This is a genomic window from Arthrospira sp. PCC 9901 (assembly GCF_059013425.1).
In genome coordinates, this window is record NZ_CP102296.1 from 4,410,765 (window position 1) to 4,434,074 (window position 23,310).

19 protein-coding genes and 1 pseudogene are annotated in these 23,310 nt (G+C 44.1%); 14 read left to right on the top strand and 6 right to left on the bottom strand.

Features of this window, described 5'->3' with window-relative positions:
* Window positions 1–18: 18 nt before the first annotated feature.
* The gene (gene fabG, locus NLZ44_RS19555) at window positions 19–786 is read right to left on the bottom strand and encodes a 3-oxoacyl-[acyl-carrier-protein] reductase (protein WP_111890856.1); all 768 of its coding nucleotides are present in this window, start codon (window positions 784–786) and stop codon (window positions 19–21) included.
* A 102-nt stretch (window positions 787–888) separates the two neighbouring features.
* On the opposite strand from fabG, the gene trxA reads away from it, so the two are divergent.
* The 8 genes from trxA to NLZ44_RS19595 all read left to right on the top strand — a co-directional run bounded on the left by trxA (window position 889) and on the right by NLZ44_RS19595 (window position 10,306).
* Window positions 889–1,215, top strand: a complete 327-nt coding sequence (gene trxA / locus NLZ44_RS19560; protein ID WP_006625831.1) for a thioredoxin — start codon at window positions 889–891, stop codon at window positions 1,213–1,215.
* Between the two features lie 120 nt (window positions 1,216–1,335).
* On the top strand, window positions 1,336–2,613 hold the full coding sequence (locus tag NLZ44_RS19565) for a GtrA family protein (RefSeq protein ID WP_111890857.1): 1,278 nt from the start codon (window positions 1,336–1,338) through the stop codon (window positions 2,611–2,613).
* Window positions 2,614–2,737: 124 nt separating this feature from the next.
* Complete coding sequence (locus NLZ44_RS19570) at window positions 2,738–3,895, top strand: glycosyltransferase family 4 protein (RefSeq protein ID WP_493750860.1); 1,158 nt, start codon at window positions 2,738–2,740, stop codon at window positions 3,893–3,895.
* A 57-nt stretch (window positions 3,896–3,952) separates the two neighbouring features.
* Window positions 3,953–5,134: a glycosyltransferase family 4 protein gene (locus tag NLZ44_RS19575; RefSeq protein WP_315664096.1), complete on the top strand. Its 1,182-nt coding sequence runs from the start codon at window positions 3,953–3,955 to the stop codon at window positions 5,132–5,134.
* Between the two features lie 46 nt (window positions 5,135–5,180).
* Window positions 5,181–7,187 carry an ABC transporter ATP-binding protein gene (locus NLZ44_RS19580; RefSeq protein ID WP_493750861.1) on the top strand — a complete coding sequence of 669 codons (2,007 nt, stop codon included), beginning with the start codon at window positions 5,181–5,183 and terminating at the stop codon, window positions 7,185–7,187.
* A gap of 225 nt (window positions 7,188–7,412) precedes the next feature.
* Entirely contained in the window at window positions 7,413–8,414 is a 1,002-nt protein-coding gene (locus NLZ44_RS19585) for an Npun_R2821/Npun_R2822 family protein (protein WP_493750862.1), read from the top strand.
* 10 nt (window positions 8,415–8,424) lie between these two features.
* Window positions 8,425–9,354 carry an Npun_R2821/Npun_R2822 family protein gene (locus NLZ44_RS19590; protein ID WP_493750863.1) on the top strand — a complete coding sequence of 310 codons (930 nt, stop codon included), beginning with the start codon at window positions 8,425–8,427 and terminating at the stop codon, window positions 9,352–9,354.
* A gap of 75 nt (window positions 9,355–9,429) precedes the next feature.
* Window positions 9,430–10,306 (top strand): IS630 family transposase gene (locus NLZ44_RS19595; RefSeq protein WP_493750864.1). Its coding sequence is split into 2 segments (ribosomal slippage): window positions 9,430–9,759 and window positions 9,761–10,306, totalling 876 coding nucleotides; the frame shifts between segments, so codons are not numbered across the junction.
* A gap of 391 nt (window positions 10,307–10,697) precedes the next feature.
* Here NLZ44_RS19595 and NLZ44_RS19600 read toward each other — a convergent pair.
* Window positions 10,698–11,522 (bottom strand): glycoside hydrolase family 24 protein, encoded by an 825-nt coding sequence (locus NLZ44_RS19600; RefSeq protein ID WP_493750865.1) that lies wholly within the window; start codon window positions 11,520–11,522, stop codon window positions 10,698–10,700.
* 9 nt (window positions 11,523–11,531) lie between these two features.
* Complete coding sequence (locus NLZ44_RS19605; protein WP_493750866.1) at window positions 11,532–12,191, bottom strand: SDR family oxidoreductase; 660 nt, start codon at window positions 12,189–12,191, stop codon at window positions 11,532–11,534.
* Window positions 12,192–12,489: 298 nt separating this feature from the next.
* On the opposite strand from NLZ44_RS19605, the pseudogene NLZ44_RS19610 reads away from it, so the two are divergent.
* Window positions 12,490–12,882 (top strand): annotated as a pseudogene (locus tag NLZ44_RS19610) (zinc ribbon domain-containing protein); the annotation flags it as partial.
* Between the two features lie 17 nt (window positions 12,883–12,899).
* Window positions 12,900–13,610 (top strand): DUF1997 domain-containing protein, encoded by a 711-nt coding sequence (locus NLZ44_RS19615; protein ID WP_493750867.1) that lies wholly within the window; start codon window positions 12,900–12,902, stop codon window positions 13,608–13,610.
* 98 nt (window positions 13,611–13,708) lie between these two features.
* Here NLZ44_RS19615 and NLZ44_RS19620 read toward each other — a convergent pair whose 3' ends face one another.
* Complete coding sequence (locus tag NLZ44_RS19620) at window positions 13,709–14,014, bottom strand: hypothetical protein (RefSeq protein WP_155839166.1); 306 nt, start codon at window positions 14,012–14,014, stop codon at window positions 13,709–13,711.
* A 420-nt stretch (window positions 14,015–14,434) separates the two neighbouring features.
* Between NLZ44_RS19620 and ltrA the strand changes: the two genes are divergently transcribed.
* Both ltrA and NLZ44_RS19630 read left to right on the top strand, forming a co-directional pair.
* Window positions 14,435–16,243 carry a group II intron reverse transcriptase/maturase gene (gene ltrA, locus NLZ44_RS19625; protein WP_493750868.1) on the top strand — a complete coding sequence of 603 codons (1,809 nt, stop codon included), beginning with the start codon at window positions 14,435–14,437 and terminating at the stop codon, window positions 16,241–16,243.
* A 52-nt stretch (window positions 16,244–16,295) separates the two neighbouring features.
* Entirely contained in the window at window positions 16,296–17,459 is a 1,164-nt protein-coding gene (locus NLZ44_RS19630; protein ID WP_493753033.1) for an RNA-guided endonuclease InsQ/TnpB family protein, read from the top strand.
* A gap of 16 nt (window positions 17,460–17,475) precedes the next feature.
* On the opposite strand, the gene NLZ44_RS19635 is transcribed toward NLZ44_RS19630, so the two are convergent.
* Window positions 17,476–17,946 carry a DUF4079 domain-containing protein gene (locus tag NLZ44_RS19635; protein WP_006619778.1) on the bottom strand — a complete coding sequence of 157 codons (471 nt, stop codon included), beginning with the start codon at window positions 17,944–17,946 and terminating at the stop codon, window positions 17,476–17,478.
* Between the two features lie 232 nt (window positions 17,947–18,178).
* Here NLZ44_RS19635 and NLZ44_RS19640 point away from each other — a divergent pair, with 232 nt between their 5' ends.
* A complete protein-coding gene (locus tag NLZ44_RS19640; protein ID WP_493750869.1) occupies window positions 18,179–19,579 on the top strand; it encodes an ankyrin repeat domain-containing protein in 1,401 nt (466 codons plus the stop codon).
* 499 nt (window positions 19,580–20,078) lie between these two features.
* Here NLZ44_RS19640 and msrP read toward each other — a convergent pair whose 3' ends face one another.
* A complete protein-coding gene (msrP, locus tag NLZ44_RS19645) occupies window positions 20,079–21,050 on the bottom strand; it encodes a protein-methionine-sulfoxide reductase catalytic subunit MsrP (RefSeq protein ID WP_493750870.1) in 972 nt (323 codons plus the stop codon).
* A gap of 111 nt (window positions 21,051–21,161) precedes the next feature.
* Here msrP and NLZ44_RS19650 point away from each other — a divergent pair, with 111 nt between their 5' ends.
* Window positions 21,162–23,222 (top strand): protein kinase domain-containing protein, encoded by a 2,061-nt coding sequence (locus NLZ44_RS19650; RefSeq protein WP_493750871.1) that lies wholly within the window; start codon window positions 21,162–21,164, stop codon window positions 23,220–23,222.
* The last annotated feature ends 88 nt before the right edge of the window (window positions 23,223–23,310 follow it).

A 23,310-nucleotide genomic window follows, 5' to 3' on the forward strand; every position in this document is an offset into this window, starting at 1 on the left:
TGGGGGGTTAAGGGTGGTCTAAGCCATGACCATGCCACCATCAACATTGATAACCTGACCGGTGATATAGGCGGCGGCGGGGTCAGCAGCCAAAAATCTGACTAACCCGGCGACTTCTTTGGGTTCACCGTAACGACCTAGGGGAATAAATTTCAGGATCTCTTCGGTGTTTTTTAAGTCTTTGGTCATGTCTGTGGCTATAAAACCCGGGGCGACGGCATTAACTAACACTCCCCGAATCGCAAATTCTTTGGCTAGGGTTTTGGTTAAACCTATGACTCCGGCTTTGGCGGCGCTGTAGTTGGCTTGACCGGGGTTCCCCATTTGACCCGCCACGGAAGCAATATTGATGATCCTACCCGATCGCGCTTTCAGCATGATTTTAGCTACCGCGCGACAGCATAGAAACACTCCGGTTAGGTTAAGGTTGATTACGGCTTCCCAGTCCGAGGGTTTCATCCTCAACAATAGGGTGTCGCGGGTGATACCAGCGTTGTTGACTAGGATATTGATGCCACCACACTGGTCTACAATATCTTTGATTAGCTGATCTACTTCCTCGGCTTGGGATACGTCCGCTTTCATGGCGATCGCCTCTCCTCCGGCTTCGGTAATTTCCGCTACTACTTTCTCGGCCGCTGTGCTAGAACTGGCATAGTTGACAACTACTTTAGCCCCTTGTTGGGCCAGTTCTAATGCGATCGCTGAACCAATACCCCTAGATGCACCAGTTACTAAGGCCACCTGCTGTTTTAACTGCTGCATTGATTCTGGTAACATTTCCATCGGGATTTTTCCTTTCCAGTTAACTTCCAACTCAATTATGATAAGGGGAATGGGGTTTGAGGTACAGCGATATATAATGGGAAATTGAGCAATAGCTAATTCATGGGGATTATGGCAGTTAAAAAGCAGTTTCAGAATTTTCAGGAACTTCTTGAGAGTTCCGAAGTCCCTGTTTTGGTGGACTTTTACGCCACTTGGTGCGGTCCCTGTCAAATGATGGCTCCGATTTTGCAGGAAGTTAACCAAGAGATGAAAGAACAAATCCAAATCGTCAAAATTGACACCGATAAATATCCGCAAATTGCCTCGGATTATCAAATAGAAGCTCTCCCAACATTGATATTTTTTAAAAATGGTCAACCGGTAGACCGTTTTGAAGGGGTTAAACGCGCACCAGAACTGATTAAATGGCTTTATGGGTTGCTGTAACCTACGGAGTGGCGATCGCTTGTGGGGGTGTTCCTTTTATAGGCGATCGACTATGAAACTTGAAGTGCGTCAATAAATACCTTATGGTAATTAGGCTTATATTTGGTGTGGGAGTCCTGGATGTATCCCTTTTCTAGTTCCGGTTCCGGTTGTGGTGACATGAAGCCACACAATAGTAAAGTTGTCAATACTTGCACCCCAGAGATTTATGGTCTTTTACCTGTTCCCGAAGGTCCGTTAAGGATTTCTGGAGAAGTTCCACAACCAACGGATTTGGATCGTCCGTCAATTCTGCTGTCCGTAGCTATTCCCACTTTTCGGGAAAGCCAAAATATACCCATCTTGATTGATCGCCTCACCGGGTTATTAGATCAAGTCATTCCTAGACAGTATGAGTTGATTGTAATTGACGATGATAGCCCCGATCGCACTTGGGAAGTCGCCACCAACATAGCTACTTATTATCCCCAGTTGCGGGTTATGCGCCGCCGAGGAGAAAGGGGTCTATCAACCGCCGTAATTAGAGGCTGGCAGGTGGCGTTGGGTGAGATTTTAGCTGTCATTGATGCTGACCTACAACACCCCCTAGACACCATACTACAATTGTGGTCGCAAATCCAGTGTGGGGCTGATTTAGCTGTCGCTAGTCGTCATGTTTCTGGGGGTGGGGTCAGTGATTGGAGTTTGGCGCGACGGATTTTGTCTCGTGGCGCACAAATGCTGGGGTTGATGATTTTACCCGGGGTAGTGGGTCGGGTTTCTGATCCTATGAGTGGTTATTTTATGCTGCGGCGCGATACCCTGGCTAATATCGACCTCAACCCCGTGGGATACAAGATTTTGATTGAGGTATTGGGTCGGGGGAGAATTGCTAACATTCAGGAAGTCGGCTATGTGTTCCAAGAACGTCAGGAGGGATATAGTAAAGTTACCAGTAGGCAGTATTTTGAGTATTTACAGCATTTGCTAAGATTGCGGATCGATAATTGGCCAGTGGGTCGGTTTGCCAGATTTGCAGTGGTCGGGTTTAGTGGCTTATTTGTCGATATGGCTATCTTTTATCTGTTATTAGATGGCTGGGGTTTACCCCTGACCCTAAGTGCAGTGCTATCGGCGGAAATGGCGATTATCAATAACTTTATCTGGAATGATCAATGGACTTTTCGGGATTTGTCTCGCCAACAGTCTGGCGGTCATCGAAGACTTAAAAGATTGTTAAAATTTAATCTGATTTGCCTGATGGGGTTAGGATTGAATGTAATCATACTCAACCTGTTGGTTTCGGTGTTGGGCTTAAATGCCTATATGGCTAAATTGGGTGCGATCGCGATCGTGACATTTTGGAATTTCTGGGTTAACCTAAAATTGAGTTGGCGAGTGACAGAGGTCAAACCATAAATTTGCCAATTCTACCTTTTGAATGAATATAAAAACTCACCATCCAAATCAGATAATTTCCACAAGTCACCCTTAATAAGGTGGCAGACACTGATAGCGAAAAAAATTAGAGATTCCCAATTATATGGCGGCAATTAATATGAATTCTAACCCAGAAACAAAAACCTCAAAAAAAATCGCGCTATTTTATCCTAATTTTGCTGGAGGGGGTGCCGAATGCGTCGGTTTGTGGATGTTAGAAGCATTAAAAAATCAATATGATCTGACACTATTTACAATTTCTGATGTAGACTTCAATCAGTTAAATGTGATGTATGATACCCAGCTTGATCAGCAAACTGTGAAAGTTAGGTCTATTTTTAATCAGGGACTCCGTAAACCTTTGGAATTTTTACGCGCTAATAATGCAGATATTCGGATGTTGCAATTTCATATACTCCTGCGTTATTTAAAATCTCACTGTCATGAATATGACCTAGTAATATCGGCTTACAACGCTGCTGATATGGGATGTAAAGGAATGCAGTACATTCACTGGGTGAAAGTTTTAGAACAAAAGAAACTCTATAATAAAGTGTCTAACTTTTCTTGGGAAAGTATGACCAGCAACCTGTCAATTGCTAACTCTAAATATGTGGCTCAAAGGTTTAAAACATTATATGATGTCGAACCCTTAGTTATTTATCCTCCTGTGGTGATGGATGTTCAGGATGTTCCCTGGGAACAAAAAGAAAATACCTTTATTTGTAGTGGTCGTCTGACCAAGCCGAAAGAACCACATAAAGTCATTGAAATTCTCAGTCGTGTGCGAGACCAGGGTTTTGATATCAAGTTATGTCTGACTGGGGGAGGTGGTGGAACCTATGCTATAGGATATCAGCGGTTTTTGCAAAAAATGATTGATCAGAATTCCGACTGGATCACACTCTATAAAAATCTCCCTTATCAAGACTATATAAAAGTTATGTCTAAGTGCAGATATGGGATCCATTGTAAGCAAGAACCCTTTGGTATCTCGATTGCTGAAATGGTCAAAGCTGGCGCAATTCCTTTTGTCAAAAATAAAGGAGGACAGGTAGAAATTGTCGGAGAAGAAAATCAGGATTTGTTATTTGCTAATCCTGAAGAAGCAACTCAAAAGATTGTTAACCTTTTAAGCAACCCAGGTCGCGGCGAAAAAATGCGTAAATCTATGTACGAAAGACGCTATTTATTTGGAAGCGATCGCTTTATGTCAGAGATGCAAAACCTCGTCAATAGCTATTTTGATAACCCTAATTAATAGGGACATATATTCTTTGAACATCATTTATACAGATAAGGGAGAGTATTTAAAAACGTGAAAGTTTCTGTAGTTGTTAGCGATTTATCCTCTAGTGGGGCAGGTAGGTGGGGTGGGGGTGTGCGACCATTTTTATTAGCTAAAGCCCTGCAAAAAATGCACTGTGAAGTAGAAATAGTAGGCTTTTGTCCTCCAGATCAACAAGGGTTAATTTCTAGTACAGATTTAAAAATTATTGCCATTCCTAGCTATCCATCCTACCCACGGTTTTTCGCTTCTGCTCAAAAATTACTAAGTCACATCACTGGTGATATCATCTACGCCTATAAAGTCAAAATGACCAGTTTAGGTCTATCCTGGCTAAAAAAGAGCCTCAACCCTTCGCGTAAATTAATCTTGGATATTGATGATTGGGAATTAAGTTGGTCTGGGGGGGATAAATGGCGATATAAACCTTCTGTGCGAAACATAGCTAGGGATATTCTAAAATCAGATGGAGCATTCCGTCAACCCGACCATCGAGTGTACCTTAAATGGGCCGAAAATTTCGTATCCAAAGCTGATGCTGTCACTATCCACACCCAGTTTCTGCAAAACCGCTTTGGTGGTATTTACTTACCCAACGGTAAAGATACAGAACTGTTTGACCCATCCTTATACAACCCACAAATTAGCAGGGAGAAATATGGTTTAAGTGATTATCGAATCTTAATGTTTCCCGGCGCTCCTAGACCCTATAAAGGCGTAGAAGATGTTTTAATAGCATTGGATACCTTAAATCAGCCCGATCTCAGATTAGTGATTGTTGGTGGTAGTCCTTATGACGACTATGATCGTCAATTGACAGAAAAATGGGGACGGTGGATTATCCAGCTTCCCAAGTCTTCACACACTGCTATGCCTGAGATTGTAGCTGCTGCTCATATTATCGTAGTTCCCCAGAGAGAGACTCCAGCTACTCTGGCTCAATTTCCCTTAAAACTTACCGATGGCATGGCAATGGCTAAACCGATTATAGCTACAAAAGTTGGAGATATTCCCCAGATTTTAGCAGATACTGGCTATTTAGTATCTCCTAGTTCTCCCTCAGAAATAGCCGAAAAAATTGAATTTATCTTTCAAGACTTACCAGCATCTACCGAACTGGGGAACAGAGCTAGGCAAAGATGTATCAAATATTATAGTATTGAGACAATGACAGATATTTTATCAAATTTGTTGGTTTCATTATCAGATTAATTTAAGGATAATTACTATAAATTTTGTATAGCCAAGGAAATATTATATGTCGGATAAAAAATTTATTGCTCGATTTATACGCCAATACCCATTAATGATTACTGGAAATATTATCCTGGGATTTTCTGGTGCTTTATTTAATGGTGTTAATACTGCCTTAATTGTGCCGGTAGTTTTGCAAATTACTGGTCAGGAAATTGATGTTGATAATGCCCCACAAATTATTAGAGTTTTATTATCTCCTTTTGATGGCATTCCTGAACAATATCGTCTTTCAGTAATGCTGTTTGCCATAATTTTCACTATTATTCTGAAAAACTTAACTCTCTATTGTAGAAGTTTACTTTCGGTCGCTTTTATTAAAAGTCTAACCAATACTATTAAATCCGAAATGCTTCAGACCCTCTTAGATACGGATTTAGACTTTTATAGTAAAACTAAAATTGGAGACCTGACTAAGCGATTGGGATCAGACACAGCACAAACTACTCAAACTATCAATTCATACATTGATTTAGTCAGCCAAGTCATCACTATATTCTTATTTCTATGGATTTTGCTATCTCTATCTTGGCAATTGACAATTGTTTCTTCGATATTAGCCGGGGGAATAGTGCTAATCAATCAACTAATTATACGTCGTTCTAAATACTTGGGAAACATTCTGAACCAACAACAAAAAAATTATTCAGTTAAAGTTATAGAAACCCTTAATGGCATTCGTTTAATTAAGTCAGTAGGAACTGAAAATAGAGAATATAAAACTATTAGAAAGATTATGCTTGAGATTGAGAATCTCGCCCTCAAAACTCAAATGAATTCTGCCTTAATTCAACCACTGAATGAAGTCACAAGTATTTTAACTGTGATTTTTATCTTAATTTTGGGACGATATTTATTTGCAGATCAGCTAGAAAATCTTTCGGCTATTTTGTTAACATACTTGTTGGTATTATTCCGTTTATTACCAGTCATATCTAATTTGAGCAACATCAGAAATCAAATTGCTAGAGGCGCGGCTAGTTTTGAAACAGCTTATGATTTGTGGAGACGAGATAATAAACCAATTATGTCATCGGGAAAATTACAATTTATTGGATTTGAAGATAAAATTCATTTCCGTAATATTTCTTTTGCTTATCCTGGTCAAAGTCAAATGGTGATTAAAGATGTTGATCTCTCGCTTTATAAGGGAACAACTTTAGCCTTGGTGGGTGGTTCAGGTGCGGGTAAATCAACTTTTGCTGATCTGCTACCTCGATTTTATGACCCGACATCTGGCGGCATTGAAATAGATGGAGTTGATATCCGAGAATATGATATTAGAAGTCTAAGACAGGAAATGGGGATTGTTAGTCAGACGACATTTTTGTTCAATGATACGGTGAAAAATAATATTATGTATGCTCGTCCTGATGCCACCGATGAAGAGATCCGCGACGCAGCAAAACAGGCTAACGCATATGATTTTATTATGGCACTACCCCGACAATGGGAAACGGAAATTGGCGATCGCGGTGTCATGCTTTCCGGAGGACAGCGACAACGATTAGCGATCGCTCGTGCTTTACTCCAAAAACCCAAAATTCTGATTTTAGATGAGGCTACCAGTGCTTTAGATACCGTCTCAGAACGCCTCGTACAAGAAGCTATTGATCGCCTGAGTCGCGATCGCACTGTTCTCGTAATTGCTCACCGTCTTTCTACAGTTCAAAAAGCTGACCAAATTGCGGTATTAGAACGGGGAGAACTCATGGAAGTAGGTACTCACCACGAACTTCTTCAGAAAGAAGATGGCTACTACCGCCGTCTCCATGATATACAATTTTCTGACCAAGGTCAGTCTCAAAGTACCATTGATGAGCAGGTTTTAGCCAAGTCCTCCTATGAAGCTCGTGGTTTTCTTAACTCAATTATTGGTTCTCTCAGATTACTAGCAGATGGGATTATAGATACACCAGAAGAACAAGAGGAACTCACCGAAGAGGCTTATCAGTCGGCTATTTCTTTGTTAAGGACTTTAGAAGTTTTTGAAAATAAGTTGCGCTCATAAATCCTACAGATTCCTTGTTATCCACTCCAAACACCAGTTCATCTCTCAGTTAAACCTATATGACAATTGACCTTGATATTTCTTAACATCAAGTGCTTGACTCATAGATTATTTAATGTTACCCTGAGAATGGTTATGGAATTGTGACCAAAATTTACTTAACCTAAATTTTGACTAATAATTAACCATCATTATCCTCAAGCCCATTCACCCAATTTTAATATTATGGATGGAATTTGTACCCTGGCTAACGATAAAGTTTATGACCAACTCGTAGCTCTTTTAAATAGTATTGAAGCTAATCAGGGACCGGATATGCCAGTTTGTATCTATCCCTATAATGATAATATCGAAAGGATTACTGCGGAAGTTGCCCGTCGTCCCCAGGTGCAAATTTATAGCGATCGCCAATCAATGGAGCGGTGGGATCAGTTTTTTAAGGATGTTTGGGATGCTCACCCGAACGCTCATCAACGCCGATTAGAGAAAGGATTTGTCCCTTACTATAGATTTGGTCATCATCGTCCATTTTGCGCTTTTGATGGACCCTTTGATCGTTTTGTTTATATTGATGCAGACGCTCTTTTAATGAAACCTGTAGACCAAATTTTAGAAAAACTCAATGATAATGATTGGGTGGTTTACGATTTTCAATACAAAGATATTGGTCATGTTTATGACGTTAACTATCCGGGAATCAATCAGTTATTTAGTCCTGACAAGATTCAATCTTCTATATTTTGTTCGGGTCTGTATGCTTCCAGAAAAAAAATATTTGACCCACAGACAACAGAGCAGCTACTGAAAAACTTACGAGACGGAGAAGCTGAGGTTTTATACATTTGGGCTGCTGATCAGCCTATTTTGAATTATATGGTGATGAAAAGTGGTTTAAAAGTCTATAACCTAGCATTAAATTTACCCAAAACCGAAATTACTGGGAATAGCATCACTTCCTCCCACTTTCAAGAAGTAGATAATCTACTCTATGATCAAGGTCAACGTTTAACCTATTTGCATTATATAGGGTTATCTTCTAAGATTTTCGCTAGAGTATGTGCTGGAGAAAATATTTATTTCCCCTATCGAGACATTTTTTTACATTACCGCTATTTACACGAACCCGAGAAACGACCTGAATTTAAGTCGAAGCCCAAACCATATAATCCCAGTCCCAGTTTATTACAACGGGCTATCAATAAATTAAAGTCAACCTTGAAAAAATAAGGATAATCCTATGAGTCGTGGCATTTATATCACAGCTAATGACCGAGCAACAGAGCAAGCGATCGCTCTTTTGAATAGTATCCGCTTACATGATGTTGATACCCCCATAGTTTTAATTCCCTATGATGATAACTATCAACAAATCTATCAAACCTTAAAAAGTGGCTATGGGGTCGAACTCTATCAAGACTTGGAATTCATAGAGAGGTTGTCTAATAAATTATACCAGATATTTGGTGAAGGATTCTTCGCCCGACCCAACCAATTTCGTAAACAAGCCTGCTGGTTTGGAGAGTTTGATAAATTTATTTATATCGACACCGATATTGTCGTCTTCGACAAAATAATCGAAACGACTAATTATTTGGATGAACATGACTTTATTTGCTATGATTATCAACACCGAGGCGGCATCAAAAATGTTTTTACCCCTCAAATATTTGCCGATGGTGTCTTAGATGATAGTAGTATTAAAGACATTTTTAATGGTGGTTTTTGGGGAGCTAAAAAAAGTCTAATTTCTGAGGAAGTTTTATACCAAACCTTTACTGAATGTTCCCAGCATCCCGAATACTTTGACTTTTCTCAAAAAACCTCAGACCAGCCCATAATCAACTATATGATATTAAAGAAAGTGCCACGTCGATTTAATATCGTTTATAGACCAGGTGGCGCACCCGGAAGCTGGGCTGGTAGTAAACACTTCCAACGCCAAGGCGAGTATAACCTCATTGACCCCAATGTTAATCAATCCTTAGAATACCTGCACTGGGCAGGAATTGAAATAGAACCCGGTTGTCCCTATTGGGATATATGGAAACATTATCGGTATTTAAATGAAACCACTATACCTGATGATAACTTGTTGTTAAAGCCTCAAGTAAAAACTAGCTTTCTACAGCCCATCAAACAAAAACTCAAGTCATTTTTGGGTTTTTAATACAGTTATGTATAGCACAAGACAGGAAAGTTAGGACGTATAATGGAGAGGACGAGATGACTAAGAAGACCAAAAATGCCAGCCCCCTATAGTTACGACCTCAGACAAAAAGTTATTAATGCAATTGAACTAGACGGTATGCCCAAAACAGAAGCCAGTCAAGTTTTCAATGTCAGCCGGAACACCATTAATCTCTGGCTGCAAAGAAAAGCACAGACCGGAGACTTCCTCCCTAAACCTAATCACCGACCTGGCAATAACCACAAAATTACCGACTGGCAGAAATTCAAGGCTTTTGCCCAAGAGCATGGCCACAAAACCTCCGCTCAAATGGCTCAACTTTGGGATGACGACATCTCTCCTCGCACCATATCCAGAGCCTTGAAGAAAATTGGCTTCACCAGAAAAAAAAACTTACGGCTACCAAGAACGTGATGAGCAACAGCGAGAGGAGTTTATTGCTCAGGTTGAACAGATGGAGCCACAAGAAGTGGTCTACCTCGATGAAGCTGGCATGAATAGTCAGGACTCGGATTACCCTTATGGTTACTGCGAGGAAGGAAAACGCTTCCATGCCCTCAAATCAGGGAAGAGGCAGGGCCGGGTGAGCTATATGGCTGCATGGTGTCATCAACAACTCTTAGCCCCCTTTAGCTTTGAGGGTTGTTGTAATCGGACAGTGTTTGAGTTGTGGTTGGAGTTGATCTTAATTCCAACATTGAAGCCAGGTCAGACTCTAGTATTGGACAATGCAACGTTTCATAAAGGGGGGCGGATTGCTGAACTGGTGGAGGCAGCTCAATGCCGTTTACTCTATCTTCCGCCTTATTCGCCAGACCTCAACAAGATAGAGAAATGTTGGTCGTGGCTGAAAGCCCGTATTCGCCACTGTATTGAGCAGTTTGATTCTCTCCATGATGCCATGGATTCCGTTCTCCAAGCTGCGTCCTAACCACCTTGACTAATGCTATATTGCTCAATTAAGACTATCAAACTTAGTTTTGTTTAACTTCCAGTGGCTTACATCTCGCCCAAGTAGCTGGCTAAGTCGTTCAACTTCAGGAGCCAATATGGCTTTTGGTGCTTCTTTACTCCTGAGATAACTGGTAGAACCTTCTCCACAAACTTTACCTTTTCCTTGTTCAAAAAAGCCTAGTAGATATTACTCGAAACTGGGAGAGCTTGTGACATCAAATCAAAATCAAAATAATATAGTTTTTTTTAGGGGTAATAAAAATTTATGGACGTTTAGCGAGGTATCTACAAACTGCTGTAGTTCGACATTTAGGCGCACCAACCATAAAGAAAGAAGGTTGTTATTAATTATGGGTATATACTACTATCTAATTGCCAGATACAAAATTATCATCTGTTAGGCTATTACTATTGTAAGCGCGAAAGAGTTCCTCTTGCAGGACTTGTTCATAAACCCTGGGGAGGGAACTGGTCATCATATTATCCTCAATCCCATATCCTAAACTGGTCCAAGTTCCTGAGAGCAACTTCAAAACTTCATTGAGTCGTCCCTCTTGTAACATTCGGGAAATATCGACACCCCAAAACTCCTGATCCAATAACCAACGATAAACCACTAGGTCTTGATATTCTGGCTCAAAACTATAGGGATGCCAATACCAAAATCTGGCAGGTTTGGGATGGTAGCGCTCGGCCATCTGTTCCCAGGTAGATGATAAAAACTGGTAACGTCCGGCCGCCGTGGTGCATTTACCTTGATTGGGTCCAGCAACAATGGTAACACAGCGATCGGGGTGGTGACTCAAATCTGAGACATACTTGCCACCGTAAATGACATGATAGGGTCGCGGATAATTAGACTCACTGGCTGAAATCGTCCGCATAAGAGATCTAATGTAAGGATCACCTCCGCGCATGACTAACGGTGGCCATTCATTACTAAGATGGTGGTCGATCGCCACCCGACCTTCACCAAATCGGGTAACAACCTGACCCCATAGCCAACCGACCCCCCAGAGTAGCAAAAAACTCAGTAAGAGAAGTTTGAATAACCCTCCTCTGCGCCGAGTCCGTCGATATGGCATCCCCGCCAATGGTGATGGCATCATTTCAGGAGTCAAATCGCCGCCTGCTATAGTTTTCGATCGCACCACACGGCGATCGCGTCTTCTAGGGGATCTTGATTGGTGCATAATCAACCATTAAGGCACACTAGCGAACAACTGAGAGAGGGAGTTTTGTGGTTCTCCCGGTTTACTGACAACTTCCACAATTTTATTACCAGCCTCTGGCACAAATAAAGCCTCTACAGACACTTGAGCCACCTGAGTCCGGGGAATACTGCCATCAAACAAAGTATCCGGGGCCCCCATAACAATGGGATAATCAGTCTCCTCATTTTTCAAACCCCCAGGCCTAACAATAGTATAAGTCAACCCGCTATTTTGTAGATACTCCTCAGCTTGTTTCTTCCACAGCAAAATCAACCAGAACAGATTGAGAGGGTGAAAAAACTGTGACACACACAACGACGAGACCATTACAAAATGCTGAATTCCCTTATCCTTAGAAACATTGACCAAATTCTTAGTCCCCTCGTAATCCACCCGATAGGGACCCGTGAAGTCAAAACTGGGAGTCGCACCCGTTGCACACAAAACCACCGTACTATCACCGATACAATCTTCCAAAGTTTTCGGGTCCAATACATCCCCGACTACAATCTCGACTTGCTCGGGAAACATACCCTTAGCCTTCTGCAAATCTCTAACCATAGCGCGGACAGGGATTTGCCGTTCACAAAGAGCCTGGACAATTCGGCGACCTGTTTGACCTGTCGCACCTGCTACAAATGCCTTCATCTGTTACACCTATGCTCAACCCAGTGAAATGCCAGCCATTTTTCCTAAAAAAATAATGGTAGATTTATTGTAGCGGTTTTACCGAGCTACAAGGCATTCTAGTAGATAGAAGCAAATGGCATATTCGAGGAGCATGATTTAATCTCAAATTAGGTTAACATTTTACGGCAATACGGTATAATACCAAGTATGGTGCGAGACCTTCGGGTATGAAATAGAGCTGAAATGGGCGAAATAACTACCCGGTGAGGACTTCAACCCCTTGGTTGATTGGGTCGCATCCCTGGCCATCCCATAACACAGCCTGATTTTTTTGCCCCCCTTCGAGACTTCCAATATGGTTGCCAAGGTGAAGCGTCTAATCAGGTCTAAGACTGCCCGCGCCATGCTGACATGGGCGCATTATCGATTCAAACTAACCCTGAGACATAAGCGCGGAAATAACTGAACAGTTGTAGATGTGACCGAAGAATACACCAGCAAAACCTGTACTCACTGTGGTCATGTCCATTCCCAGCTAGGTGGCTCAAAAGTGTTCCGATGTCCGGAGTGCGGGTTCACTCTACCACGGGACTGGAACGGTGCTTTTGGAATCTTTCTAAAAGCTTTGCGGGATACCGCCTCTGTTACCTTAACGGGTAATAGTGCTATCGTCGCATTGTCCGGGAACAACCGGAAAAATGTCGCGTAAATGTATCAGAACCCATCATGCCACACAATTTCGTTAGATCTCAGCCAGTAGCAGCATCTGAGCCAGACCTAAATAACCCCCGTGATATGCAGCCTTCCGACCCAGAACAACAAGACTCCACAGAACAACCAGAACAAATGTGGTTTCACACCGACTACGACGACTGTATGGAGATGTTTGCGGATTGGGAGACCGTAGCCGAATATCTGGGACATCACCAAGGTTGGTTTTGTCGATGCGCGCAACCGATGAAAACCGAACCCATTGGCGAAAACTCCTATTCCCTAATTATTGGACGTTTCGGGGCTTTTGGCTATCAAGTAGAAGCTAGAGTCGGCTTAGAATTAGTCCCCCCAGACGAAGCTGGAATCTATCGTATCCGCACCACACCAATTCCTGATTATGTTCCCCCTGGTTATGAGGTGGATTTTCAATCGACTATGAAACTGGTGCAACTGTCGGTTGAGGAGGTCTGTGAGAAATACCAAGTGGAACCGGAAAATTGTCCGGCGATCGTGACTGGGGCTAAATGGCATTTAGATCTGGCTGTGGGGGTGAAGTTCCCCAAGTTCATTTTGGATATGTCGCGGGCGCTAATTCAGAAAACCGGAGATAGCCTTCTCAAGAAGATAGTCAAACAGGTTTCTCGTCGCCTTAGTTACAAAACCCAACTAGACTTTCACACTACCCAAAACTTGCCCTTTCCCAAGAAACGTAAAAACCGCTAGTTATCTGTAAGGTGCGGTGGGGGGATAATTGCTGATGCCTTGGTAGCAACCCCCCACCGGTTATCGTAGCTGGGTCTAGGCTATAATAGATATGACGACTACTTACTTACGACAATAGTGCGGGAGTCTGAAAGCCCCGTCGCTTTAGCGCGGGGATGAAAGACGACACGGCGACTTGAGTCGCCGTCCTGCCAAGACGGCTTATATTGTGTGCATGGATATAGCCATGATGTGCGATTCGTTCCCGCCAAAAGTAGAAGGAAAATTCCTGAAACGTAGGCGGGGCAAGGAACACAGCCCCCAAAGGGCATTGAACCTTGACAACTAGATATCGATGGTGGTGAAAGTCCATCCCGCGAGGTGTATCGCGTGAAAGCACGTCCCCCACAGTAGCGACTGGTCATCAATCTGTGAAGCGGGGATGAAAGGGAGTAAGCCTGGGTCTAAACGGGCGCCCTCTTGAGCAAGTGTCCATGGATAGAAAACGAAGTCACGTCCGAAAGCGTCGTTACTATAAACCTGCGAAAATTAGACTGACACGCAGGAGCCAAAATGGCTAAAGGATAAAGGGGAGGCTGATATCATACAGACCTCTCATACACCCAAATAAACCCGGCGTAAAGTGGCATCCTAAAGGCACAATCAATCGATATCTGGAACGAAGTAACCTCCGTTGTTGCTCTCAGGAATAAGGTCGAAATCCTGAGTAGGAAACCATCCGCAAGCCAACGTGAGGAAGGATTGAGTCAGAAGCGAATGTCTGGGGTAATGCCCAGGATATGCTGACGGACTCACGATAACTTGGAAGATGGAGCCTTAGTAGCATGGAAATGCCCAAAACGATTGGAAACAATACGGTGGTGCTGGAATGGCGAGATGTCGATTGGAAATCAATCGAACGTCGAGTCTTCCGCCTGCAAAAACGGATTCATCAAGCCGAACGTCGTGGTGACATAAAAACAGTTCGCGGACTCCAAAAGTTACTGCTGAAGAGCTGGTCAGCCAGAATGTTAGCGGCTCGTCGGGTTACACAAGATAATCAAGGCAAAAAGACGGCAGGAGTGGATGGGGTTAAATCCCTATCCCCAAAAGCACGTATGCGCCTTGTAGGTCAATTGAAGCTCAACTCAAAAGCCAAACCCGCACGTCGGGTATGGATTCCCAAACCGGGAAGAGACGAAAAGAGACCATTAGGAATACCCACAATATACGACCGCGCATTACAAGCCTTAGTCAAAATGGCACTCGAACCCCAATGGGAAGCCAAATTTGAACCTAACTCATACGGGTTCAGACCAGGTAGGTCTTGTCAGGACGCAATCGGGGCAATATTCAATGCCATTAGGTGCAAACCTAAATGGGTATTAGACGCCGACATTGCTAAATGCTTTGACAGGATTGACCATGGCAAACTATTGGACAAGCTCGAAACGATACCCGCCATCAGACGACAAATCCGGGCATGGTTAAAAGCTGGGGTAATAGATTCTGGACAGCTATTCCCGACCGATGAGGGGACACCACAGGGAGGCGTAATAAGTCCCCTACTGGCAAATATTGCCCTCCACGGCATGGAAGAGAGCATCAAGGAATTAGTGGAACAACTACCTGGAAAAGGTAGTCGTACCAATCGAAGACGAGCAGTATCCTTAATCAGATACGCAGATGACTTCGTTATCATTCACGAAAACCTTGGGGTAATCGAGAAATGTCGTGACCACATCCAGGAATGGTTGAAAGGGATGGGATTAGAACTCAAAGAGGAAAAAACTCATATCACTCACACTCTTGAGGGTGATAACCCGGGATTCGATTTTCTCGGTTTTAACATCCGACAACATAAAGTTGGCAAATACAAAACCGGGAAGAATACCCATAATGAGCCTCTAGGATTCAAAACCATCATCAAACCCAGCAAGAAGGCTGTCAAGTCCCATTACCAGAAATTGAAACAGATAGTAGATTCTCACATCGTCGCACCACAAGAGGGGCTAATTAGGCACCTTAATCCGGTCATCAGGGGATGGAGTAACTACTACTCAACTGCGGTGTCAAAACAAATATTCTCCCAATTGGACGAACTCCTCTATTGGAAATTAGCCAGATGGGGAAAAAGAAGACACTCAAATAAGACTGGGAAATGGGTAGCTCGGAAATATTGGCGGAAGATTGGAAGTAGAAATTGGGCTTTCGCGACTCGCACGGAGTCAAACCCGATGCAGTTACGAAGCCATGCAGAAACACCAATTATCCACCACACCAAGGTCAAAGGCGAAGCCAGTCCATACGACGGTAATCTTAAATACTGGAGTACAAGAATGGGCAAACAACCAGGAATTCCTACAAGGGTGTCAAAGCTCTTGAAGAAACAAAAAGGGAAGTGCGCCCACTGCGGACTAACATTCCGGGAAGAAGACGTGATGGAAATCGACCACATCATCCCTAAGTCGAAAGGCGGAAAGGATACATACAAGAACCTCCAACTTCTTCACCGTCACTGTCACGACGTTAAGACGGCCTTAGATGGTAGTCACGGTTCTCATGACAAGAGCCAAGTTATCGAGGAGCCGGATGAGGTTAAAGTCTCAAGTCCGGTTTTGGAGACGAGTCGGGTGGGCGACTACCCGGCTTAGTTTAACTGTACTAGAGTTCAAAGCCTACGGAAAACCCCAGCAATTCAGCGCCATAGACGAGGCGGTGAGAACAGTTCAGTTCATCCGAAACAAAGCCATCCGTTATTGGATGGACAACCAGGGAACTGGACAGAACGACCTGCAAAAGCTATGTGCTCAACTTGCTAAGGAATTCCCTTTTGCTGCTGAACTCAACAGCATGGCTCGGCAAGCATCCGCAGAAAGAGCCTGGAGTGCAATCTCTCGATTCTACGAAAACTGCAAGAAGGGTATCCCCGGAAAGAAAGGGTTTCCCTCTTTTAAGAAAAATAACCGCTCGGTAGAGTACAAAACCTCTGGGTGGAAGTTAGACTCGAATCGCAAGGCAATCACCTTCACCGACAAGAAGGGCATTGGTAGACTAAAGCTCAAAGGCACTCGTGATCTGCATTTCTATCCAATAGAGCAGATTAAGCGAGTTCGCCTCGTCAAAAGAGCCGATGGCTACTATGTTCAGTTCTGTATTCGTGTAGAACGGACTGAATTTGTTGAACCCTCTGGTCGAGCCATCGGCTTGGATGTTGGACTCAAAGAGTTCTACACCGATAGCAACGGTGAAACAGTTGGAAACCCCCGGCATCTCAGGAAAAGTGAATCACGACTAAAGCAGTCGCAGCGCACTGTTTCCAGAAGGAAGAAAGGGGGTCAGAATCGAGCCAAGGCCAAGGTGGTTCTAGGCAAGCGCCATCTCAAGATAAGTAGGCAGCGTAAAGATTTGGCTGTGAAGTTGGCAAGATGCGTAATCCAGTCTAACGACTTGGTAGCCTATGAAGATTTGAGAATCAGGAATATGGTGCGAAATCACAGCCTTGCTAAATCGATTAGCGACGCTTCCTGGTATCAGTTTCGGGTGTGGTTGGAATATTTTGGCAAGGTGTTCGGCAAGAGCACTATTGCTGTTCCACCCCACAGGACAAGCCAGGAATGCTCTCGCTGCGGTGTCATTGTGCAGAAGACTTTATCCACTCGAACTCATGTTTGTCGATGTGGATGTGTGATGGACAGGGACTATAATGCAGCGAGAAACATCCTTAGTCGGGGATTGAGTACGGTAGGGCATACCGGAACTTTGGCGCTAGACGCAAGCAACGCTTCAGGAGAATCGACCTCTACTTTGGCTGGAGCAATCCTGTCTGAGCAAGTTGGCTCGTTGAGTGAAGAATCCCCGTCGCTTTAGCGCGGGGAGTGTCAAACTACATATTGCTGATAATCCGTTGCAGGATTTCTACCCCTGTTAGGGCTTGCCACAAAAACAGTCCTAACAATACTGTGTTCAAGCCGATATGAGTATATCGCGCCCAATTAACCCCCTTTTGCATCAGGGGACTCAGAGAAGCTGAAACCGCCACCATTCCAGTCATCCCTAATCCTACTAGGAGATGAGGACCCACAAATAATTTATGGTTGTTGATATAGGTGACACTCATTCCACCAATAGAGCCTAGCACCATCAAAGCCAGGATCAGCGACCCGACTTGATAGTGTTTGCTATTGAATTTTCCCTTGATCAGTTCTTTTTTCTGTTCCCCCTCGGATGACCTGGTGCGCCGAATTTGCACCCCTAGGTACATTGCGTAAATTGTTAGGGCTAACAACACCCACATAATCGCTGGGTGAATAAAATTCAGGTAGGGTTTGATAGTATCTGGAATTGGCAGATCCATAGTGTTCTCCGAATCGGTAAAATGATGAAATCTTCATAAAACTTAGCATATTACTGATCAGTTGTGTTTGTGATATCTTCCGGCTGTGGGAATTTGCTTATGTTATGGGCTAAAAAGATTGACTGTTTTTGATAGATCCTGCGAAGATGCAATTGGCAACTGCGGGGTTCTCTATTATGGAGTCATCGTAGTTCTGTCCTCCAACCAACGAGTGGGATGAGAAAAACATTTCATGGGTTCAACAACACAGCGGGACAGTACCTTAGTTAGAGCGGTTAAGACGGGTAATTTAATTAACACCCGCGCTATCCTGGCTAAGGGGGGAAATGCTAACGCTAAAGATCGCGATGGTGTTACGGTGTTAATGTTGGCAGCACAGGCAGGATACTTGGAGATTTTGCGGGTGTTGGTGCAACGGGGAGCTGATGTTAATTATCCTAGTCGCCGCTATGGTATCACGGCTCTTATGGTGGCGGCGGCTCATGGTCAACTTGACTGTGTTCGTTTACTACTACAAAGCGGCGCTAATGTCAATGCTCAAAATGAGGACGGTAGCACGGCTCTCATGGCTGCTACCCAGATGGGCGATCGCTCTATGGTAAAATTGCTATGGCACCATGGGGCTGATGTTAATGTCATCGATCGCTCCGGCGATACAGCCTGGAAATTAGCACTATCACAAAACCATCTCGAAATTGCTGAAGACCTCCGGGAAGCTGGGGCTACCTTAGAGCCATTACCTGATTCGAGCATATTATTTCAGGTGGTTGCCTCTGGTCGCCCTGAAGGTCTCCCCACCTGGCTAGACATGGGTTTAAATGTCAATGTCTGTAATGAGTCTGGGGAAACTCCCCTTATGGTGGCTACTGATAGGGGAGATTGGCAAATGGTAGAATTGTTGATCCGAGCTGGGGCTAATGTTAATGCCCGCAATAGCGATGGTAGCACGGCTCTCATGGCCGCGGCGGCTCAGGGTCAATTATCTATCGCTAGTGCCTTGCTTAAAGCTGGGGCTGATATTTATACTGGCGATCGCGATGGTGAAACTGCTCTACATTTGGCCGTCCTAGAAGGACACCAGGATATGGTCAAACTTCTCCTCGGTTGGGGGGCTGATGTTCACGCGGTTAATCGCTTCGGCGATGTCCCCCTGATGTTAGCAGCTATCCAGGGACATGGTGAGATTATGGCTCTGTTAGTTCCTCGTATTTCTCGCGATCGCCGTGATGCTCTTCTTAATGCTAAAATTAGTGGCGAAACTCCTCTTTCTTTGGCTATCCGACAGGGAGATTTAAACGCTGTACAAATCCTGCTTAATAGTGGTGCCGATATTCATCTGACTACAGAAGGCGGTAAAACTCCTTTAATGACCGCCGCTGAAGTGGGAAATGTGGCGATTATTGAACGGCTACTTCTTACCCCAATTGACCTGAATCTTCAGGACGACAAGGGAGCTACAGCTTTGATGTGGGCCGCTCATCGTGGTCATCAGTTCGCAGTTCAATTGCTCATTGAACGCGGTGCAAATATTAATCTTAAACATCGTGGGGGTTGTACAGCTTTAATGTTAGCCGAATTTAACCGACATCACGAAATTGTTAAGCTGTTGAGAGCCGCTGGCGCTCAAGAATAACTTGATTTTTTATTCAATTAACCAACCCTCGCGCGGAAAGAATAGAGGTTGACAGGGACGGCGAGGAATGCTATGATAGATTTATAGTTAAATAATGGGAATATGTCTATCCCAGAAAAAAAGCATATATCTCGATTATATAGAATATACCATGAAGCCCAGGCAAAAGTCAAGTCCCCTGCCTCGAATCGGGCGAATTTTTAACATCAATTAAAATTTGTGACAAAACTTAACATAAATGGGAAGATCATGATTTCCCAGGAGGTTGAGCAATTGACGCTCTCGGGGCTGAAGCAAGGGAAATTGGGGAATGAGTCTCGATACAGGTTAGATAAGAAGGACGCTAGTTAAGGATCTTCACGACTTGTTTAACTGCTGAGGACAGAGGGGGGGAACTAGCTACGCATTCGGTGGGGTAGGTGTCGTGACTCAAATAAGGTAGGGGCGCAAGGCACTTAGTCTGCTAAAGAGAGTGTGGGTTAGCTGGCTGGTGAACTTTTCAGGTGTACAAATGGGCTACATATTCTCCATAGCCGTTATAAATTAATGTGGGTTGAGTGTCCCAGGAGAAACTCGGACCATTACCAACAATGCGTTCGGTAGCTTGAGACCAACGGGGATGAGGTTTGTTAGGGTTAACATTAGCGACAAAGCCATATTCGTTAGGGACTAAGGTATTCCAAAATGTGGGAGGTTGGTGGTCTAAAAATTCGATTTTGACAATAGATTTAGCGCCTTTAAAGCCGTATTTCCAAGGTAGAACCATGCGTAAAGGTGCGCCATTTTGTTTGGGGAGAGTTTTGCCATAAATTCCGGTGGCAAAAAATGCCAATTCATTAGCCATTTCCTGAATAGTTAATGCTTCAGTATAGGGCCAGGGATAATTAGTAGCCCAGAAACCAGGACCTTTGGTGATTTTGGGGTCATAAAAGGAAGTGAAGCGGACAAATTTGGCGGCGCTGGTGGGTTCAACGTCGGCCATGAGTAGACGCATGGGAAAACCGACCCAGGGAACTACCATAGCCCAGGCTTCGACACAGCGAAATCGATAGATTCTTTCTTGGAGGGGGAATTTTTTGTGTAAATCGTCGATATCGTAGGTGCGGGGATTTTTGACGAGTCCTGAGACTTCTACTCGCCAGTTATCGGTAGGGAGGTTTTGGGCGGCTTCCCAAATAGATTTAGACCCGCCAAATTCGTAGTAGTTGTTATAACGGGTAGCGAGGTCTTCGGGGGTAGTTGCTGATGAGAGGTTGAGAAAGTTAGGATTTTGGGCTAGGTTGGGATAGGTGGTTTGGGTAGTCTGGAAGGTGGCAGAAGTGCGATCGCATCCTTGTAGGGGTAAAATAGAGGCGGCCAGTCCTGCGCCGACTACTTGTTTGAGAAATTTACGGCGGTTGACAAAGGCTGATTCTGGGGTAACGAGTTTTTCGGGTAGTTGCCAGTCGGGAGATATGCGAATTAGCGACATATATATATAGGGTGTTGCGTTTGATTACATGGTTTTTATGCTAGGGTGTGTGGCTACCCAGGTGTGAAAAGCATATCATATAATTAGAATACACCGAAACAATGCCTGGTTATGAGTTACTGCATAAATCCCCAGTGTCAGCACCCGCAGAATTCTCCTGGTCAAAGGACTTGTAAGAGTTGTGGAGCTAGTTTGCGCCTGAAAGACCGCTACCGGATCGTGAGGATTTTAGGAGAAAGTGCTAACAGTCGGACTTTTTTGGCTGTGGATGAGGATAAGCCGTCTAAGCCTCAATGTACGATTAAGCAATTTATAGGTTCGCCGGAAAATGTTGATTCTGGAACTGGTGAAATTGATTGCTATAAGCATATAGTCGATTTGAAGTTGCGTGCGCGGGAGTTGGAGAGAATTGGTCACCTTTCTTTGATTCCAGAACTTTGGGCGAGTTTTGAAGAGGATGGATCTAAGTATTTTGTTCATGAGTATATTCGCGGACGCAATTTGGCTGATGAGTTGGCTAGTGATGGGGTATTTGGAGAAATCCAGATTTGGGATCTACTTACGTCTGTACTTCCGGTGCTAGAGGTTGTCCATGACAATGGTATTGTTCATGGGGATATTAAGCCGGAAAATATTGTTCGTTCCCCTCAATATGATGGTTCTGGGGGTAATCGTTTGTCTCTGGTGGATTTTGGGTCGGCTATTCCTCTGGTGGAGGTTGAACAATACCCTGGTGAACGGATGATGGGGGCGGCGGAATATGTGGCCCCAGAACAAACTCAAGGACATTTTGATGGGAGAAATGATCTTTACAGTTTGGGGGTGACTTGTCTGCACTTAATGACGGATGTTTCGCCTTTTGAGTTGTTTGATGTTAAATCAAATACTTGGGTGTGGCGAGACTACCTTAAACGCCCTGTTAGCCGTCGATTAGGAAGGATTTTAGATAGGTTGGTAGAGCGAAATCCGGCCCGTCGTTATCAGTCAGCATCGGAGGCGATCGCTTATTTGAAAGGAGGACCAACGGCTGGGGCGTTTGCGGAAAGTTCTGACCAGCAGTGGATTATGACGGCCTGGGGTGGAATTGCACTGACAATACTGTCTCTGATTTTGGCTTCGCGATTGCCGACTCCAGTTCCCGAAAGCCCCAGAAGCCCTGAAATTCCGGTGAGAAGAATGCCGGAGGTTCGCCCTAACTATAACAGAAACAGACCTGATAATTATCGTCGCGGTTATCAGAAGAGAAAATCCTCTGGGGTGCGGACTTTGCGATCGGGTGATGGGCCGATTTGGTCGATCGCTATTACTCCCGATGGTCAATTGGTAGCTAGTGGTCAGACTGATGGCTCGATTAACTTGGTGGATATTGATACGGGGACTGTAGTTAATACTTTATCTGGTCATAACCAACCGGTTGCTACAATAGCGATCGCTCCTGAAGGTCGATTTTTGGCTAGTGCTGGGGGTGATGGCACTATTCGGATTTGGGACTTGTGGAATAGTCGTCTGGTGCGGGTGTTACCTGGTCATCGGGGTTGGGTTCATGCTTTGGCTTTTAGTCCTGATGGTGCTAGTTTGGCTAGTGCGGGAGGTGATGGGTCGATTCGCTTGTGGAATGTTGACACCGGCTTTGAGGAAAGAACTTTACGGGGTTACGAGGAACAGATACAGGCGATCGCTTTTAGTGCTAATGGTCAAATGTTAATCAGTGGTAGCAGTAATGGTTTGCTGGAATTATGGGATCGGGAAACTGGTCAATTGCGGCGGAGTTTAGCGGCTCATCCTCAAGCTATCTGGTCTTTGGCTGTTAGCCCTGATGGTCAAACTCTGGCTACGGGAAGTTGGGATCGGACTGTGCGCCTATGGGACTTAAATCGCCTGGAGTTGGAATATTTTACCAGTCTCCCTCTGCAAACTTTGACGGGTCATGGTGATAAAATTCAATCTCTGTCTTTTAGTCCTGATGGTCAAACTCTGGCTAGTGGGGATTTTGAGGGTACTGTTAAGTTATGGCAAATCGGTTCAGGGGGCTTAATAGGGACGATTAAAGGTCATCAACACTGGGTGAATGTTGTTTTTAACCCGGTTCAGCCAACTTTAGTTAGTGGCAGTTTTGATAATAGTATTAAGGTGTGGCCAATGGGTTGGTCTCGCGTGGGTCGCCATCCCTAGGGGCTAGTTCTCCAGTCCATCCTCTATTCTACCAGAGTCTTGATAACCCCTCGCCAAGTCTGGTTTTCCCGGCGGCGGCGAGAAGGCG